This window comes from Bacillus sp. S71 (genome assembly GCF_016625265.1).
GTDB classification, from domain to species: domain Bacteria; phylum Bacillota; class Bacilli; order Bacillales; family Bacillaceae_G; genus Bacillus_A; species Bacillus_A cereus.
The window spans coordinates 298,286-315,253 of sequence record NZ_JACVUW010000002.1 but is presented as its reverse complement, the minus strand read 5'-3'; the positions used below and the strand labels follow the sequence as shown (position 1 = coordinate 315,253).

The window sequence follows — 16,968 nt, the reverse complement described above, 5'->3', positions numbered from 1 at the left end:
TCATTTATGTAACTTTTTTCATATAAATTTCTTTTTTGTTCACACATATACATATAAAAAGGATGGTGATGGAAAATGCAGGGTGGAATGAATCCTTATTTACACAACGTACGCACTGCTAATACTGGTAAAGAAGCTACTATTACTGTACAAGGAGAAGGTGTTGTAAAAGCAAAACCGAATGTTGTTATATTAACACTCGGCATTCGAACAGATGATAAAAATGTAAAACAGGCTCAAGAAGAAAATGCAGTGCAATCCAAACAATTGCTGGATGCACTTAAACAGCTTGGTATTGCCGATAAAGATATAGAGACGATTTCTTATACAATTACTCCTCAATACGAATATGTAAATGATAAAGCATTGCTACAAGGATACCGTGTAGAGCATTTGTATGAAATTACCGTTTTAAATGTACAAAAAGCTGGGGAAGTATATGATATAGCCGTTTCAAATGGCGCAAATGTAGCAAAAGGGTTACGTTTCCGAGTATCTCATCCAAATAAATATTATGAGCAAGCTCTCATTCAAGCTCTGCACCAGGCAGTAGAAAAAGCTCGTGCTATTGCGAGTACATATAATTTAAATATTAATCCTGTTCCCCTCTCATTCGTTGAAGAATCTGCCCAATTACCAAGGGAGGTTACGTCTTATGCTACTTTACATGCGCAAGCAGCTCCACCTATTCAATCGGGAGAATTAGAAATTATTTCAACAATACGGGCAATTTTTACGTATTTATAAATAATTTCATTTATAAGTAAACGTTATCATTTTCCTTGTTGTAAAAACATGATGTTCTGATATAATAAAGGACGGTGAGCTCTTACGAAAGAGATATCACGGGTGGGAGAGGGATATGAAAAAGAAGGTTTAACATGAAAGGAATACTTGAAAGAACATTTAAATTAGGTTTACACGAAACATCACCAAAACAAGAAGTTTTAGCTGGAGTTACGTCATTTTTCACGATCGTATATATTATGATTGTAAATGCGTCAATTTTATCCGATGCTGGCATTCCTCTTGAAGCTGGAATTTTAGCAACTGTTTTCAGTTCATTTGTCGGATGTCTACTCATGGCATTTTGGGCAAATGCACCTGCTATTCTTGTCCCTGGTATGGGTGTAAATGCATTCTTCACGTACACAGCTGTGCATACGCTTGGACTAACTTGGCAAGAAGCATTAGCTGCTGTCTTTATCTCTGGTATTATTTTTGCAATTGCCGCTTTTACACCAATCGCTCGCGTGCTATCAGTATCAATTCCAAAGTCATTAAAAGAAGCAATTACTGTCGGCATCGGATTATTTTTAGCGTTTATCGGATTGCAAAAAGGTGGTTTAGTCGTTTCGAACCCAAATACTGCTGTTGCAATGGGTAAATTAAGTAACCCTGTCGTTCTTGCGACCGTGCTTACTCTTATCGTTGCACTTGTACTATTTATTCGTAACGTACGTGGAAACTTTTTATGGACGATTGCAATAGGAACTGGTATTGCATGGCTATTTGGCCTTGTTGATACAAGTCAAATCGGAAATAGTTCATTCTCATTCGCTAATTACGGCGATGTGTTTGGAGCTATGTCATTTGGCAAACTTTCTTCCTTACCGTTTTGGATTGCAACATTCTCCTTAAGCATGGTGCTTATTTTTGAGAACATGGGACTTCTGCACGGTTTATTAGAAGATGACCGTAAATTCCCACGTGCTTACCAAGCCAATGCAATTTCAGCAATGACATGTGGTCTATTTGGCACAAGCCCTACCGTATCAACAGTAGAGAGTGCCGCAGGTATTACTGCAGGCGGAAAGACAGGTCTGACGTCTATCGTTACGGGGTTGTTATTCTTTGCATCATTGTTTGCACTTCCGTTTGTCAAACTAATTCCTGATAGTGCCATTGCACCAATCTTAATTATTATTGGCGGCCTGATGATTACAAGCATTCAGCAAATTCCTCTGAACGATTTTTCAGAAGGATTTCCAGCGTTCTTAATTATCGTCATGATCCCGCTCACATATAGTATCGCTGATGGCATTGCGTTCGGATTTATTGCTTACCCTATCTTAAAAGTTGCTCTTGGAAAGCGTAAAGAAGTCGCACCATCTATGTATATCATTACATGCTTATTCTTAGCTATGTTTGTATTACATGCTATTGGTTAAGAAAAAACACCGGGGAAATCCTCGGTGTTTTTTTACTTAAACCATCCTTTTTTATAAAACCAGGCCATCATTCCGCCGCCAATTAATGCCATTAGAAGAAGACAAATAAAATAACTATATTGTCCACCAAGCTCTGGCATATGCGTAAAGTTCATTCCATATACTCCCGCAATAAATGTTAATGGCATGAAAATAGTCGAGAATACAGTTAATGTTTTCATAATGTTATTCATATGATGTGAGTTTAATGAAAAATAACTATCCCGAATATCGGCCGTTAACTCTCGACTTGCCTCAATCATTTCCGTAAGTTTAAGTAAATGATCATGTATATCTTTAAAATAAATCTCATGATCACTTATACCGTAAAAACGAGTGGAATTCAAAATACGATACAATAAATCACGCATTGGAATAATTGTACGTCTTAACTTAGATAAATCTGCCCTAATATCAAATACTTCTTCTAGTACGGCTCCTGCTGTCTCACCTGTTAAATTATCATCAATCGCATTTAAATGATCTTCAATGTAATATACAGGTGCGAAATAATCATCTACAATTTGATCAGTGATCGTATGTGCTACATGTAAAGGTCCTTTCTTAATCCGCCTCTTCTCACCAAGTGTTTTCCATACTCTTTCAATTGCATTATTATGAGAAAAATGGAAAGAAACAATATAGCGATCACTAACAAACAAATCAATTTCATGTGGTTCTAGCCCATCTTCTCCAAACGCGTGAAGAACTAAAAAGTTATATCCATCATAAAAATCAACTTTTGGCCTCTGTACATATTCTAGACAGTCTTCAATTGCAAGGGGATGGAACTTAAAATGGTCTTGCAGAATATATGTATACTCTTCTTTCGTTGGCTTATATAAATCTAGCCAATACCATACAATATGGTCTTTCTTTGTTTCTTCTAGAGAAACATCATATAATACTTCATCTGTTTTTGTTACTGCACAAATTCTAATCATAATTTCACCCATTATTATTATAAACAAAAAATAGTAAAAAAAGCCAAGGAGAAATCTCCTCAGCTTTTTTTTATTACTTCGTTACGATACCGTGTACTAAAGTTGGTGCATCTACGTGTTCTTTAGAAATCTTCATGTTCTCATAAATTTTCGCTTTTACATCTTCAACATTTTCGCGGTTTGCGTAAATTGTAACAAGGGATTCACCTTGCTTCACGCCATCGCCTACTTTTTTGCGCAGCATTAGACCAACTGCTAAATCAATTTCAGACTCTTTCGTTGCACGTCCTGCTCCTAAAAGCATTGCTGCTGTTCCGATTTCGTCTGCAACGATTTCTGATACATATCCGTCTTCTTTCGCTTCCACTTCAATTTTAAATTGTGCTTGTGGCAATTTAGAAGGGTCATCAACAACAGATGCGTCGCCGCCTTGCGCTGATAAGAATGTTTTAAATGATTCTAGCGCTTTTCCGTTGTTCATTACTTCAATTAGCTTTTCACGTGCATCTTCTAAAGATGAAGCTTGTCCAGCAAGGTACACCATTTGACTTCCAAGTGTTAAACATAGCTCTTCTAAATCTTTCGGCCCTTTACCTTGTAATGTATCAATTGCTTCTTGTACTTCTAATGCGTTACCGATAGCTTCACCGAGTGGTTGACTCATATCAGAAATAACTGCCATCGTATTACGACCAACATTATTACCGATGCGTACCATTGCTTCTGCTAAACGTTTTGCATCTTCATCCGTTTTCATAAATGCACCTGCTCCAGTTTTTACATCAAGAACAATTGCATCTGCACCAGCAGCAATTTTTTTACTCATAATCGAACTTGCAATAAGCGGAATTGAGTTTACTGTTGCTGTTACATCACGAAGTGCATATAACTTTTTATCAGCAGGTGTTAAGTTACCACTTTGGCCGATAACAGCGATTTTGTTTTCATTTACAAGACGCATGAATTCATCGTTTTCAATTTCCACATGGAATCCTGGAACTGCTTCTAATTTATCAATTGTACCACCAGTATGTCCTAAACCGCGTCCAGACATTTTCGCTACTGGTACACCTAAAGCAGCTACTAATGGACCTAATACAAGTGTCGTTGTATCACCAACACCACCTGTCGAATGCTTATCTACTTTTACACCTTCAATAGCTGATAAGTCGATTGTATCACCGCTATTTACCATTGCCATCGTTAAATCAGCACGCTCTTGATCGTTCATATCTTGGAAGAAAATTGCCATTGCAAGTGAACTTACTTGATAATCAGGAATATCACCATTTGTATATCCTTCAACAATAAAGTTAATTTCTTCTGTCGTTAATGCATGTCCGTCACGTTTTTTTGCAATTAGGTCCACCATTCTCATTGTGAAGTCACCCCTTCATTTGTTTTACGATTGCTTTTACTAATGCTAAGAAGTTAGCTTTAACACGTTCTGTCGTTTCAATTACTTCATCGTGGTGAAGTGGCTGATCTAAAATACCAGCTGCCATATTTGAAATACAAGAAATACCTAATACTTTCATACCAGCATGACGCGCTACAATTACTTCAGGTACTGTTGACATACCAACTGCATCTCCGCCAAGTGTACGAAGCATACGAATTTCAGCAGGTGTTTCATATACAGGACCTGTCATTCCTACGTATACACCTTCTTGTACTTTAATATTTAAGTCTGCTGCAACTTGTTTCGCCATTTCGCGAAGTTCTACTGTATATGATGTAGACATATCAGGGAAACGTACGCCCATTTCAGAATCATTCGGTCCGATTAATGGATTCGTACCCATGAAGTTAATGTGGTCTGAAATTAACATAAGATCGCCTGGCTCAAATGATGTATTTACACCACCAGCTGCGTTTGTTACAACTACTGTTTCTACACCTAGTTCTTTCATAACACGAACTGGGAATGTTACTTTTTGCATGTCGTATCCTTCATAGAAGTGGAAACGTCCTTGCATTGCTACTACTGTTACACCTTGAAGTGTACCAAATACTAGTTGACCTGCATGGCCTTCTACAGTTGATACTGGGAATTCAGGGATTTCACTGTAAGGTACTGTTACTGCGTTCTCAATTTCGTCTGCTAATACACCTAGTCCTGATCCAAGGATTAGTCCTACTTGTGGTGTCTCTTGAAATTTCTCTTTTAAGTATGAAGCTGATTTTGTAATAAGTTCACGATTCATTTGTTTATCCCCCTATTTCTTTAGCTCATTTAAGAAGCTTGTTCCGTATTCTGGCATTTTCACACCGAAGTTTTCTGCTACTGTTGCACCAATATCAGCAAATGTTTGACGAAGTGGTAACTCTTGTCCGCCTTCTTTCATGCTTGGGCTATATGCTAATAATGGTACATATTCACGTGTATGGTCAGTACCAGGGTGAATTGGATCATTACCGTGGTCTGCTGTAATTAATAATAGATCATCTTCTTTTAGTTTTGCGAATACTTCTGGAAGACGTGCATCATATTCTTGCAGAGCTTCTCCGTATCCTTGTGGATCACGGCGGTGGCCGAATAATGCATCAAAGTCAACTAAGTTTAAGAAGCTAAGACCTGTAAAGTCCATATTTAATGTATCTACAAGCTTATCCATTCCATCCATGTTAGACTTCGTACGAAGTGATTCAGTTACCCCTTCGCCATCATAAATATCAGAGATTTTACCGATAGCAATTATATCGTAGTCACTATCTTTTAATTCATTCATTACTGTACGACCGAATGGTTTTAATGCATAGTCATGACGGTTTGGTGTACGTGTAAAGTTTCCAGGTTCACCAACGAATGGACGAGCAATAACACGACCTACCATGTATTTCTCATCTAATGTTAATTCACGTGCAATTTTACAAATTTTATATAATTCATCAAGTGGCACTACTTCTTCGTGTGCTGCAATTTGCAATACGCTATCAGCAGAAGTATAAACGATTAAAGAGCCTGTTTCCATTTGCTCTTGACCAAGTTCATCAAGAATCTCAGTTCCAGAAGCTGGCTTATTACCGATAATTTTACGGCCTGTTTTTTCTTCTAATTCATCAAGTAATTCTTTCGGAAATCCTTCCGGGAACACTTGGAATGGTGTATCAATGTAAAGGCCCATGATTTCCCAGTGACCTGTCATTGTATCTTTACCAGTAGATTTCTCTTGCATTTTTGTGTAATATCCAAGTGGTTTCTCTACTTTAGAGATACCTTTCATTTCTCGAATGTTACCAAGACCTAATTTCACCATGTTAGGCATTTGTAACCCATTCATATGTTCAGCAATGTGACCAATTGTGTCAGATCCTAAATCACCAAATTGCTCAGCATCTGGTGCTTCACCGATTCCCACAGAGTCCATTACGACTAGGAATATACGTTTATATTTATTCATAACTGCGACCTCCTATAAGTTCAGTTCTACTTCTTGTAGTATGTTCAAAACGCTATAAAGTGAAACTGTTATCCATAAGAATTCTCATTGTCAAACAGTACTTCTTTAAATCATTTTCTAACCTATTTCGTTTTACTTGAAACGACTCAAAAACATTTCTAGTTTTTTCTAAGTCAGATGTCAGACATCTGATATTGATATCATAACATGTTTACGCTTTCTTTTTAATACATTTTCGTAGAATTTCTCATTTTCTTCACACTTCTATTGTAATCCATTCTGCAACGAAGTGCTAATTTTTTTATGATTTATTTCTTCATATTAAAAATAAAAAGTAGCTCTAAAGAGCTACTTTTTATTTTACTTCTACCGTTTCTTCTTTATGTTCATGCAATTCGCCTTTTCTTACATGCACTTTCACTTTGTAAGAGCCGTTCTCTTTGAAAGTATGTTTCGTTTCATACTCTCCTTTATTCCCTTCTTTCGCTGGAATAAATTCGTGTTTTTCAACACCATCTTTCCAAATCTCTAGTTGTACTTCAGCACCAGTTAATGCTTCTTCTTTTTGCTTTAAATGAACTTTCATTGTAGATTCAGCATTTGCCTTTATGTCTCCAGCCATAAGATGGATCATTGTGTCACTTTTATGATCTCCATGTCCTGCACTGTGATCACTATTTTCTTTTTTCGCATCTTCTACTTTCGCATTTCCTACAGCAACTTTCACTTCTGGCATAACGTGCATTTCACGTGCATTTGTATGAGGAATAATGTGATATACTCCATCAGTTTCAAATGTTTTCTCGACTGCATAAACACCTTTTCCTTTATGCTTACCATCTAACATCTCGTGTTTCTCGTCGCCATCTTTCCAAATTTCAAACTTTACGTCATCAGCATCCGTTACTCTTTCTTTTCCTTGTGTAACAAGTGCTTGTACTTCTGTTTTTTCACCTGGTTTAATTTCTTTCGGATTTGTTTGGACTGCTACTTTTATAGCTTCAAGTTTCTGTTCTTTTTTCGGTTCTTCTTTGTTTGTATTACAGCCAGCCAACGCTAGCATCGCGATAAATAAAGTTATAATCAGTTTTTTCATCATCATTTCCTCCTTTATACTTTATTTAGTATAGAGGAAATACATTGTAATATTCCAGTCTTCTGCTGAAAACAATATACGAAATGTTTGTGAAGTTTCTGTGAAACGCTCTTCCCCTCTTAATCTATGAAAAAAAGAGCATAGTAACTATGCTCTCGGATGAAACTGTTTATATACATCTTTTAATCTAGTTTTTGAAACGTGCGTATAGATTTGCGTCGTTGAAATATCTGCATGTCCAAGCATTTCTTGTACAGCACGTAAATCTGCTCCATTTTCTAATAAGTGCGTAGCAAACGAGTGACGCAACGTATGAGGTGTAAGCTCTTTTTCAATATTTGCTTCTTTCGCTAATCGTTTTAATATTTTCCAAAATCCTTGTCTTGATAATCGATTACCATGATGGTTTAAAAAGAGTGCATCTACTACTTTTTTCCCCATTAATTCTCTTCTTCCTTTTTCAATATACTTTTGAATCGCTTCCGTTGCTAAACTTCCTAGTGGAATAATTCTTTCTTTATTCCCTTTCCCTATGCAACGAACAAATCCCATCGTTAAATGTACATCTTCTAAATTGAGTGCAATCAATTCTGAAACACGAAGTCCTGTCGCATACAGTAACTCTAGCATCGCCTTATCACGAATCCCAAAAGCACTTGTCATTTTTGGTGTTTGAAGTAACGCCTCTACTTCATCAACTGATAATACTTTTGGTAATTTCCGTTCCCCTTGTGGCGTTTCAATATGTACGGATGGGTCGTGTTCTACCGCTCGTTCACGAAGTAAAAATTGGTGGAACGAACGAATTGATGCGATATGACGCGCCAATGTTTTCGAAGATTTTCCGTTTTCTTTTAAATACTGCAAAAAGTTAACAATGTGTAAACGGGTCACTTCATGAAAAGTTTTCGTCTGTTCCACATTTTGCAAATACTTTACGTAGCTTTTTAAATCCCGTTCATAAGATACTACTGTATTCTTTGCTAATCCTTTTTCGACAACCATATAATGAATAAAATCTTTTAATTGATCTTCCACTCTACACTACTCCCCATTTTCATAGAAAAACATCATTCTATTTACGAAAGCATCCTTTGCCGGTTCTTCATTCCCTGATACTTTTTCTACAGTCTCTTCTTTAGGTTTTTCATAACGATGATAGCTTTCATATTCTTCATTTATCCATAGTATAGCGAAATAAAACAAAATCGTACAACTTGTAAATAATAAAAATACTTTTATTCCATCAAAAGTTAATTTTAAAGCTCGGCGCATTGTAAATTCCTCCAAAATATAAGTTATTACAACATATGCCAAGCTTTCACCAATTTATACCTTATTCAAATAAAAAACCTCTTCCTAGATAAATAGGAAAAGGTTATTTTTCATCCGTTTCATTTTCTTGACAGTTTTTACAAATCCCATGGAATGTTAAACGATGATCTTTCACCTTAAAGCTCCAGTCTCGTTCTACTTTCCTTTCCACTTCACCAAGTAAATCTTCTTGTATTTCTTGTACAGCACCACATTGTGTACAAATCAAATGATGGTGGAAACGCTGCGCACCTTCTTGGCGTAAGTCATAGCGTGAAACACCGTCTCCGAAGTTAATCTTATCGACAACTTTTAACTCAGATAATAGTTCTAAAGTTCGATAGACGGTTGCTAATCCGATCTCTGGCGACTTTTCTTTTACAAGGAGGTAAACATCTTCTGCGCTTAAATGATCTTCTTCATTTTCTAGCAGCACACGAACTGTTGCTTCACGTTGCGGTGTTAATTTGTAGCTCGCTGCATGTAATTGCTTCTTAATTCGTTCAATTCTTTCTTCCATTCGGTACTACTCCCTCCTCGCCACTCTTACACCATTATATCAGAAGAAGGGCTTCTGTCAAAAGAAAAAACAATAAAAACAAATTGATAATTATTCTCAAAAAGTATTTATTTTTTATTAATAGCCTCAACGACTTCTTTCATTAAAACTGGTGATGCGTAAGCCTCCACACTAGAAGCAAGTGCTAACACCACTCCAATTACGAGAAAGAAGCATGTATAACGGATTAATAATGGTAATAGTGGCTCGGTTATTTTTCTAATAAATTGATGCCTAATCATCCGTAAAGAAAAACTTGCAGCAATGGTTGTCATAACGAGAAAGACTGGAATGATAATTAAATTTTGTGGCAAAACAGATACAAATGCTAATAATAGTCCATTCCATCCATGCTGACTTACTAAAAAACCAACTGTAAATCCAACGACAACTCCTTTTACAAATAATAAAATAAAAATAAGTGGTAATCCAATAATTGAAATTCCTAAAATCCAAATAAATCCGATGTATTTTAATTGCGAAAAGTAACTTTCTCGAAACATTTCGCCCGCAATGGCAAATTCTCCTTTAGAGACTTGTCCAAAAAAACGTTGTAAATAAAATGATAAATCTTGTTTTTGATTGATTTGTAAACTATTCACGAGAATGGCTCCGAATATTACTCCCATCAATAATAAAACAGCGTTAAATATATATAATGAAGAGTTTTCCTGTATGTGAGACATTACACGGTCTTGCCAATTTTTTCGCCACATTTTTCTTCCCTCCGTTCACACTCTTATTAAAAATGTATGAAAGAAAGAAAAAAGTATGACGAATTAACATTGAAATTCCGCTCTACTTTGCTAAACTAAAAAGTAGAGAATAGGAGGGATTTCTCTTGAAACCATTATTATTAGATTTTCCAACATTATTTCAAACTGAACGCTTGCAAGTTCGTAAACCATTTCCAGGTGATGGTGCAGAAGTATATGAAGCAATCCAAGCTTCTTTAGAAGACTTAGTACCGTGGATACCAATTAACGCTGAAACAGAAGAGAGTGCTGAAGAAATTGTTCGCGAAGCTCACGGACAGTTTTTACTTCGTGAAACACTTGATTTTCACTTATACGATAAAGTATCTGGTACATTCATCGGAGCAATTACACTAAAGCCTGAAAACTGGGATATTCCAAAGTTTTCACTTCACTTCTGGCTACATAGTGCCTATACAAAACAAGGCTATATGACCGAAGCTGTTAAAGGTGCAATTCAGTTCGCCTTTGATAAACTAGGCGCTAGAAGAATTGAAATTCGTACTGATGCAACAAATATAAATGCATGTAGCTTAGCAGAACGTCTAGAATTCATTCTAGAAGGGACAATGGAAAATGATTTCCTAGCACCAGATGGTAGCTTACGTGATGCACGTGTATATGCAAAAATCAATTAAAAAACACTCGCCTTTGGCGAGTGTTTATTTTTGTAGTTGTAAATATTGTACTGCAAACATCGTCTTCGCATCATGAATACGAAGATCTTTCATAAGAGTAATCGCTTCTTCTAACGATACTTCCATTAATTCCACAAACTCATCTTCATCTAACTCAGCTTTATTTTCTTTTCTTGTCAAACCTGTCGCTTTATATACATATAAAATTTCATCTGCGAATCCTGGAGATGTATAGAAAGAAGTAATGAGCTCCATATTTTCACATACATATCCTGTTTCCTCTTCTAATTCACGAACTGCTGTTACCTCAGGTTTTTCACCAGGTTCTAACTTGCCAGCCGGAATTTCTATAATCGCCTTTTCAAGTGCTTTACGATACTGCTCAACAAGCACAATTTTCCCCTCATCAGTAATAGCAATAATAGCAACTGCACCAGGGTGATTTACAATTTCACGTTTACTCATTGCTCCATTTGGTAATACTACATCATCAACACGAACTTTTATAACTCTACCATCAAAAATTGGCTCAGTTTTTACTGTTCTCTCTGCAAGATTACTCATACTACTTCATCTCCCTGTTCTATTTCCTATTCTTTCCTCATACATTTTACCACATTGAAAGGAGCGTGATAGAAATGAAAGTTTATATTTTACCAAATCGCGTCACTTTAGTCGGAAAAGCATGGCAAATTCGCCATAAGCTAAAGCAATATAGCAAAGAGTATACAACTGTACAAGAGTGGATTACAGCAAATAAAGTGAAACATTAATCATGCTTTTACGGGCAGTTAATGCGAAGCGGAAAGTAAACGTTTGTCAACCTCTTTTCCCTCTCGTACAATAAAGGTAAGGAGGTTGACCTATGAAAAAACGTCAATTAGGAAACTCAGATTTGTTTGTTACAGAAATGGGCCTTGGCTGTATGTCTCTCGGTACATCTGAAACAGAAGCTATGCATATTATCGATGAAGCTATCGATTTAGGAATTAATTTTTTTGATACAGCAGATTTATATGATTACGGATTAAATGAAGAATTTGTTGGAAAAGCCTTGAAGGGAAGAAGAGACCAAATTGTACTTACAACGAAGGTTGGAAATCGTTGGACAGAAGAAAAAAATGGCTGGTCTTGGGATCCTTCTAAAGCTTACATAAAGACTGAAGTAAAGGAAAGTTTACGTAGACTTCAAACTGATTATATTGACCTTTACCAACTTCATGGCGGAACAATTGAAGATCCAATAGATGAAACAATTGAAGCTTTTGAAGAATTGAAAAAGGAAGGTATTATTCGCCATTACGGTATTTCTTCTATACGCCCAAATGTCGTTCGTGAATATGCAAAACGCTCAAACATCGTTAGTGTACTAATGGAATATAACCTTTTAAATCGTCGTCCAGAAGAATGGTTCCCCCTTCTAAATGAACACCAAATTAGCGTCATTGCCCGCGGGCCACTTGCAAAAGGAATTTTAACTGACAATAATGCAAGAAAGATAGAAAGAGTAAAGGAAAAGGATTATCTCTCTTATTCTTACGATGAATTACATGCAACTCTAGCAAGTGTAAAAGAAATGATTGGAGAACGCTCTTTAACAGGAACAGCTATTCAATATTGCTTACATAATAAGACTGTTGCAGCTGTTATACCTGGTGCAAGCTCTCTTCAACAATTACAGGAAAATATACGAGCTAGCCAACAGTTACCTTTAACAAAAGAAGAATATATACAACTTCAAAAGATTGTTAAATATGACACATATGCTTTGCATCGTTAAAAATATCGAATTACCGATAAAACAGAAGACTGCCTCCAGTATTAGGAGACAGTCTTTTTTATAACGTATCATATTTATCAGGATTCGTTCCTACATGTAAATCACGATTCAACGTGTTAATTTGACGTATCTCTTCTTCATTTAGTGCAAAATCAAAAATAGTAAAGTTTTCTTTAATGCGAGATGGTGTAACAGATTTAGGAATCGTCACAATCCCGCTTTGAATATCCCACCTTAATATAACTTGCGCAGGTGTTTTTTCATATTTAGTAGCAATAGCCTGAATAATCGGGTGCTGAAATACTTCTCCGCCTCTCATTAATGGACTCCATGCTTCCATTTGAATCTGCTCACCTTGACAGAAATTACGCAACTCAAATTGCGTCAACATCGGATGAAGTTCCACTTGGTTTACCATCGGCTTCACTTTGCAATTTGGTAATAATAGTTCTAAATGATGTTTATGAAAATTAGAAACACCAATCGCACGCACTTTACCTTCTTCATACAATTTCTCTAAAGCTCGGTACGTATCAACATACTTCCCTCTTACCGGCCAATGGATTAAATATAAATCTACATAGTCCATTTGTAATTTTTTCAAACTCTTTTCAAACGCCTCGAGTGTCTCCTCATATCCTTGATCGTCGTTCCATACTTTTGTTGTAATAAATAGGTCTTCTCTTGGAATTCCTGATTCACGTATCGCCTCTCCGACACCGCTTTCATTTTCATATACAGTCGCTGTATCAATCAAACGGTATCCAACCTCTAACGCTGTTTTTACTGCTTGTTTTACTTCGTCTCCTTCTTTCGCTTTATATACGCCTAGACCAATCATCGGCATTTTCACGCCATTATGAAGTGTAGTTGTTGGAATATGCACAGTCGTCTCCCTTTCATTGTTACATTATTTATAAGCCACAACTTTATTTCAACAATATTCATACAAAAAGTCAAAACATACGTACAGTTTACATAACACTTTTATATAGCTAAAAAATAACGTGAACTCATTCATTCACGTTATTTTCTCTCCATTCTTTCGCTTTTTTATCCACATTGCGCACAAACTCATTTTTCCCTTCCGTATATAACGTGCCATCATATGTATACTTTTCGGCTAATTCTTTCTTTAAGGTTGCATATGCCTCTGCTTCTTCACAATGAGCCATCATATAATCACGAAACGCTAAATGCCTTACTATCTCTGGATTTCCTTTTTCAAACACGTGTAAATGATACGAACGTTTTTCCTCAGTTCCATGAATAAAATATCGGCGTCTTGAAATACCATTTTCCCCTTTTACGATGTAACCAAGCTCTATAAATCGTTCATTCCACCCATCTACTCTTTCGATATTTTCTACTTCCATGATCATATCAATAATAGGTTTAGCTGCCAGTCCGGGCACTGACGTACTTCCAATATGATGCATTTTCACCGTTTCTGGCATCGCTGATTTTAATCTTTCAGCCTCCATTTGAAATTTTTCAATCCAATGGTTTTCATGCGGAACAACGACAATTTTTCTCATTCTAACTCCCCTTTTCTTACAAGCTCGTCAAAAAATGATCAGTGGTATTTCACTGATCATTTTTTTATTATTTAAAGTCTTTCCAAGTAAGGTTACTTTCACTTAGCAGTTCTTCAAATGATTTATTCTTTTCACGTTCTTTTTGTTCTTGGCGCTTTCTTTCCAGTTCAGCTGCCTCTTTTTCCTCTTCTCTCACTTGCAACTCTTTCTTCTTACTCTTTAATTGTTGCATGAGTGAATCATTTAATTGATCGCCTAATGTAAGTGTTTCTTTCTTTGGTTGATTCACTTGCGATTGTCTTTGCATTTGTCTTTGTTTCTTTTTCTTCATGCTACTCACCTTTTACTTTTTTCTCCATTATAGTAGATACACGATGAAATCGACAATAAAAAAGGGTCTTTACTCTATTATTCACTTTTTGTAAATATGTTAATTTTTCGAAAAGACTAAATTTTTATGTAGCTATAATCCTATGAATCTATTAAAATTATGTCGTATGATGTCAGATTATAAAAAGAGGAGAATTATATTATGTGGAAAAAAATTATTCCTGCCGTTGCTGTTTTAAGCACTATTACTTTTTCAAGCGTATTTGCCGCTCCCCCATCTCAGAATCCAGCTGAACAAAACCGCTACATAGACGTACAAATGCTTGGTATTAATGATCTCCATGGACAACTAGATACTGTTAAAAAAATCAATAATAAAGAAGCTGGTGGCGCTGATTACTTAGCTACTTATTTAAAAGAACGTAAAAAACAAAACCCTAATACACTTCTCGTACATGCTGGTGATATCGTCGGAGCTAGTCCACCAGTTTCAGCATTATTACAAGATGAACCGACGATTGAATTTTTAAATGATTTAAAATTTGATGTTGGTACAATCGGAAACCATGAATTTGATGAAGGCATTGATGAAATGAAACGCCTCATTTACGGTGGATATCATGAAAAAACAGGGAATTTCAAAGGGGCTAACTTCCCCTATGTAGCTGCTAACTTCTATAACAAATCAACTGGCCGCTTATTTTTACCACCATTTACTGTAAAAATGGTAGATGGTGTTCCTGTTGGATTCATTGGTGTTGTTACAACTGATACACCAAATGTTGTTATGCCTACGATGCTTAAAAATGTACAAATTACTGATGAAGTAGAAGCAATTAATAAATCAACACAACAATTAAAACGCCTCGGCGTTAAATCGATCGTCGTTCTTGCTCATGTCGGTGGAACAACCGATGAGTCTGGGGTAACAAATGGCGATCTTACTCGAATTGCAAATGAAACAGACCCAGAAGTTGATGTTATTTTCGGTGGACATAGTCATACGTATGTAAATGGTACAGTAAATAATAAACTAATTGTCCAAGCAAATTCATACGGAACGGCTTTCTCAGACGTGGATGTAACAATTGATCGTAAAACAAAGGATATTGTAAAGAAAAAAGCTGAAGTTGTTACAACGTATCATGAAGGTGTAGAACCTGATAAACAAGTAAAGAAAAAACTAGATCAATATAAAGAAAAAATCGCACCACTTGTAAATGAAGTGGTCGGAAAATCTACAGCACCTATCGACCGTAAACAAAATGATGCTGGTGAGTCCACTCTTGGAAATTTAGTTGCCGATGCTCAGCGTCAAACGATGCAAACTCAAATCGCCCTCATGAATCCTGGTGGCATTCGTAATGACTTAGATGCTGGTGATATTACGTGGGGTGAGTTGTACGGCATTCAACCTTTTGGAAATCAATTGATTAAAGTAGATTTAACAGGTCAAGACATTCGCGATATTTTAAATCAGCAATGGCAAAAAGGAACAACAAGAATGCTTCAAATTTCAGGTATTCAATATACGTGGGATGCAAATAAAACAAACGGTGAAAAAGTTACAAATATACGTTTAACAAACGGAGAAGAATTATCTCCATCTAAAACGTATAGCGTAGTTGCAAATGCCTTCTTAGCTTCTGGCGGTGACGGATTCGTATCATTTAAAAATGGTAAAAATGCAGAAACTGGTCCAAACGACTTTGAAGCGTTAGTCGATTACGTAAAACAATTAAAAGAACCAATTCAGCCAGTTATTGATGGAAGAATTCAAAAAGTAAATTAAGTGTTTCTCTAATAATAAATTTTATTTTTCACGCCATAAAGGATTTGTACTGATCCTCTATTTTATACGTAATATACATCATAAAAAGGATACTCGTTCTTCCAATGAACATAGTATCCTTTTCTTTAGTTATCAAAATGTGATGTTTTGTCAACTTTATATTGCTGTAAAAATTGTTGCAACGCCTCTTCTACAAGTTTAGACTTTTGAATTCCTTTCGATTCTGATATAAGGTCCAATCTTGCTAATATTTCTGTATTAATAGAAAAGGTTCGTCTCTTTTTCTCTGTACTCTTACTCATAATTGGTGCAATTACTTCGCCTCTTTTTCTTAGTAACTCATAAATGCTTTGTAATTGCTCGTAAATTAATAATTGATAATCTGTTTTCTCATATTGAAGGGCGGTCGCTTCTTGGAGTTGTAAGTGACGTGGTTCTTCTCCATCTCCTACAAAAATACGTTTCTTCTGCTCTCCATCATATTCGTATCCAATCAATCTTAATTTCTTCGATAATGTATACGGGCTTATTTCAAGACGTTTTGCTATAATAGCGATGGATTCACGTCTATTTAAACCATCTATAATTTCTCCAATCGTCACAATTTC

At 36.0% G+C, this 16,968-nt stretch carries 20 protein-coding genes; 6 read left to right on the top strand and 14 right to left on the bottom strand.

Going from position 1 to position 16,968, the window contains the following annotated elements; all coding sequences use genetic code 11:
- Positions 1–75: 75 nt before the first annotated feature.
- Together IBT51_RS05125 and IBT51_RS05120 are read left to right on the top strand one after the other, a co-directional pair.
- Complete coding sequence (locus tag IBT51_RS05125) at positions 76–747, top strand: SIMPL domain-containing protein (protein ID WP_001161449.1); 672 nt, start codon at positions 76–78, stop codon at positions 745–747.
- A 134-nt stretch (positions 748–881) separates the two neighbouring features.
- Complete coding sequence (locus tag IBT51_RS05120) at positions 882–2,171, top strand: NCS2 family permease (RefSeq protein WP_000676248.1); 1,290 nt, start codon at positions 882–884, stop codon at positions 2,169–2,171.
- 32 nt (positions 2,172–2,203) lie between these two features.
- Here the strand turns inward: IBT51_RS05120 and corA are convergent, their stop codons facing one another.
- The 9 genes from corA to spoIIM form a co-directional block, all read right to left on the bottom strand.
- Entirely contained in the window at positions 2,204–3,166 is a 963-nt protein-coding gene (gene corA, locus IBT51_RS05115) for a magnesium/cobalt transporter CorA (RefSeq protein ID WP_002026281.1), read from the bottom strand.
- A 61-nt stretch (positions 3,167–3,227) separates the two neighbouring features.
- The gene (locus tag IBT51_RS05110) at positions 3,228–4,532 is read right to left on the bottom strand and encodes a pyrimidine-nucleoside phosphorylase (RefSeq protein ID WP_069356161.1); all 1,305 of its coding nucleotides are present in this window, start codon (positions 4,530–4,532) and stop codon (positions 3,228–3,230) included.
- 7 nt (positions 4,533–4,539) lie between these two features.
- Positions 4,540–5,361: a purine-nucleoside phosphorylase gene (locus IBT51_RS05105; protein WP_001078446.1), complete on the bottom strand. Its 822-nt coding sequence runs from the start codon at positions 5,359–5,361 to the stop codon at positions 4,540–4,542.
- A gap of 12 nt (positions 5,362–5,373) precedes the next feature.
- Positions 5,374–6,558, bottom strand: a complete 1,185-nt coding sequence (deoB, locus tag IBT51_RS05100; RefSeq protein ID WP_200458049.1) for a phosphopentomutase — start codon at positions 6,556–6,558, stop codon at positions 5,374–5,376.
- 355 nt (positions 6,559–6,913) lie between these two features.
- Complete coding sequence (locus IBT51_RS05095) at positions 6,914–7,657, bottom strand: FixH family protein (protein WP_200458050.1); 744 nt, start codon at positions 7,655–7,657, stop codon at positions 6,914–6,916.
- A gap of 144 nt (positions 7,658–7,801) precedes the next feature.
- Positions 7,802–8,692, bottom strand: coding sequence for a site-specific tyrosine recombinase XerD (gene xerD / locus IBT51_RS05090; RefSeq protein WP_000390088.1), 891 nt, complete (start codon positions 8,690–8,692; stop codon positions 7,802–7,804).
- Between the two features lie 6 nt (positions 8,693–8,698).
- Positions 8,699–8,929, bottom strand: coding sequence for a YqzK family protein (locus tag IBT51_RS05085; RefSeq protein WP_001250432.1), 231 nt, complete (start codon positions 8,927–8,929; stop codon positions 8,699–8,701).
- A gap of 103 nt (positions 8,930–9,032) precedes the next feature.
- The gene (fur, locus tag IBT51_RS05080; RefSeq protein WP_000392657.1) at positions 9,033–9,488 is read right to left on the bottom strand and encodes a ferric iron uptake transcriptional regulator; all 456 of its coding nucleotides are present in this window, start codon (positions 9,486–9,488) and stop codon (positions 9,033–9,035) included.
- A 107-nt stretch (positions 9,489–9,595) separates the two neighbouring features.
- Positions 9,596–10,213: a stage II sporulation protein M gene (gene spoIIM, locus IBT51_RS05075; RefSeq protein ID WP_013142149.1), complete on the bottom strand. Its 618-nt coding sequence runs from the start codon at positions 10,211–10,213 to the stop codon at positions 9,596–9,598.
- Positions 10,214–10,368: 155 nt separating this feature from the next.
- Between spoIIM and IBT51_RS05070 the strand changes: the two genes are divergently transcribed.
- Positions 10,369–10,920, top strand: coding sequence for a GNAT family N-acetyltransferase (locus IBT51_RS05070; protein WP_000803479.1), 552 nt, complete (start codon positions 10,369–10,371; stop codon positions 10,918–10,920).
- A gap of 24 nt (positions 10,921–10,944) precedes the next feature.
- On the opposite strand, the gene IBT51_RS05065 is transcribed toward IBT51_RS05070, so the two are convergent.
- Positions 10,945–11,484, bottom strand: coding sequence for an NUDIX hydrolase (locus IBT51_RS05065; RefSeq protein WP_000067042.1), 540 nt, complete (start codon positions 11,482–11,484; stop codon positions 10,945–10,947).
- A 74-nt stretch (positions 11,485–11,558) separates the two neighbouring features.
- Between IBT51_RS05065 and mciZ the strand changes: the two genes are divergently transcribed.
- Both mciZ and IBT51_RS05055 read left to right on the top strand, forming a co-directional pair.
- The gene (mciZ, locus tag IBT51_RS05060; RefSeq protein ID WP_000870302.1) at positions 11,559–11,693 is read left to right on the top strand and encodes a Z-ring formation inhibitor MciZ; all 135 of its coding nucleotides are present in this window, start codon (positions 11,559–11,561) and stop codon (positions 11,691–11,693) included.
- 92 nt (positions 11,694–11,785) lie between these two features.
- Positions 11,786–12,700 carry an aldo/keto reductase gene (locus IBT51_RS05055; RefSeq protein WP_000747210.1) on the top strand — a complete coding sequence of 305 codons (915 nt, stop codon included), beginning with the start codon at positions 11,786–11,788 and terminating at the stop codon, positions 12,698–12,700.
- A gap of 58 nt (positions 12,701–12,758) precedes the next feature.
- Here the strand turns inward: IBT51_RS05055 and IBT51_RS05050 are convergent, their stop codons facing one another.
- The 3 genes from IBT51_RS05050 to IBT51_RS05040 form a co-directional block, all read right to left on the bottom strand.
- On the bottom strand, positions 12,759–13,586 hold the full coding sequence (locus IBT51_RS05050) for an aldo/keto reductase (protein ID WP_075716915.1): 828 nt from the start codon (positions 13,584–13,586) through the stop codon (positions 12,759–12,761).
- Positions 13,587–13,713: 127 nt separating this feature from the next.
- A complete protein-coding gene (locus IBT51_RS05045; RefSeq protein ID WP_001227176.1) occupies positions 13,714–14,238 on the bottom strand; it encodes a GrpB family protein in 525 nt (174 codons plus the stop codon).
- 67 nt (positions 14,239–14,305) lie between these two features.
- The gene (locus IBT51_RS05040) at positions 14,306–14,569 is read right to left on the bottom strand and encodes a YqkE family protein (protein ID WP_000727561.1); all 264 of its coding nucleotides are present in this window, start codon (positions 14,567–14,569) and stop codon (positions 14,306–14,308) included.
- A 201-nt stretch (positions 14,570–14,770) separates the two neighbouring features.
- On the opposite strand from IBT51_RS05040, the gene IBT51_RS05035 reads away from it, so the two are divergent.
- The gene (locus IBT51_RS05035) at positions 14,771–16,360 is read left to right on the top strand and encodes a bifunctional metallophosphatase/5'-nucleotidase (RefSeq protein ID WP_000265556.1); all 1,590 of its coding nucleotides are present in this window, start codon (positions 14,771–14,773) and stop codon (positions 16,358–16,360) included.
- Positions 16,361–16,485: 125 nt separating this feature from the next.
- On the opposite strand, the gene IBT51_RS05030 is transcribed toward IBT51_RS05035, so the two are convergent.
- Positions 16,486–16,962: a ribbon-helix-helix domain-containing protein gene (locus IBT51_RS05030; protein ID WP_069356164.1), complete on the bottom strand. Its 477-nt coding sequence runs from the start codon at positions 16,960–16,962 to the stop codon at positions 16,486–16,488.
- Between the last annotated feature and the right edge of the window lie 6 nt (positions 16,963–16,968).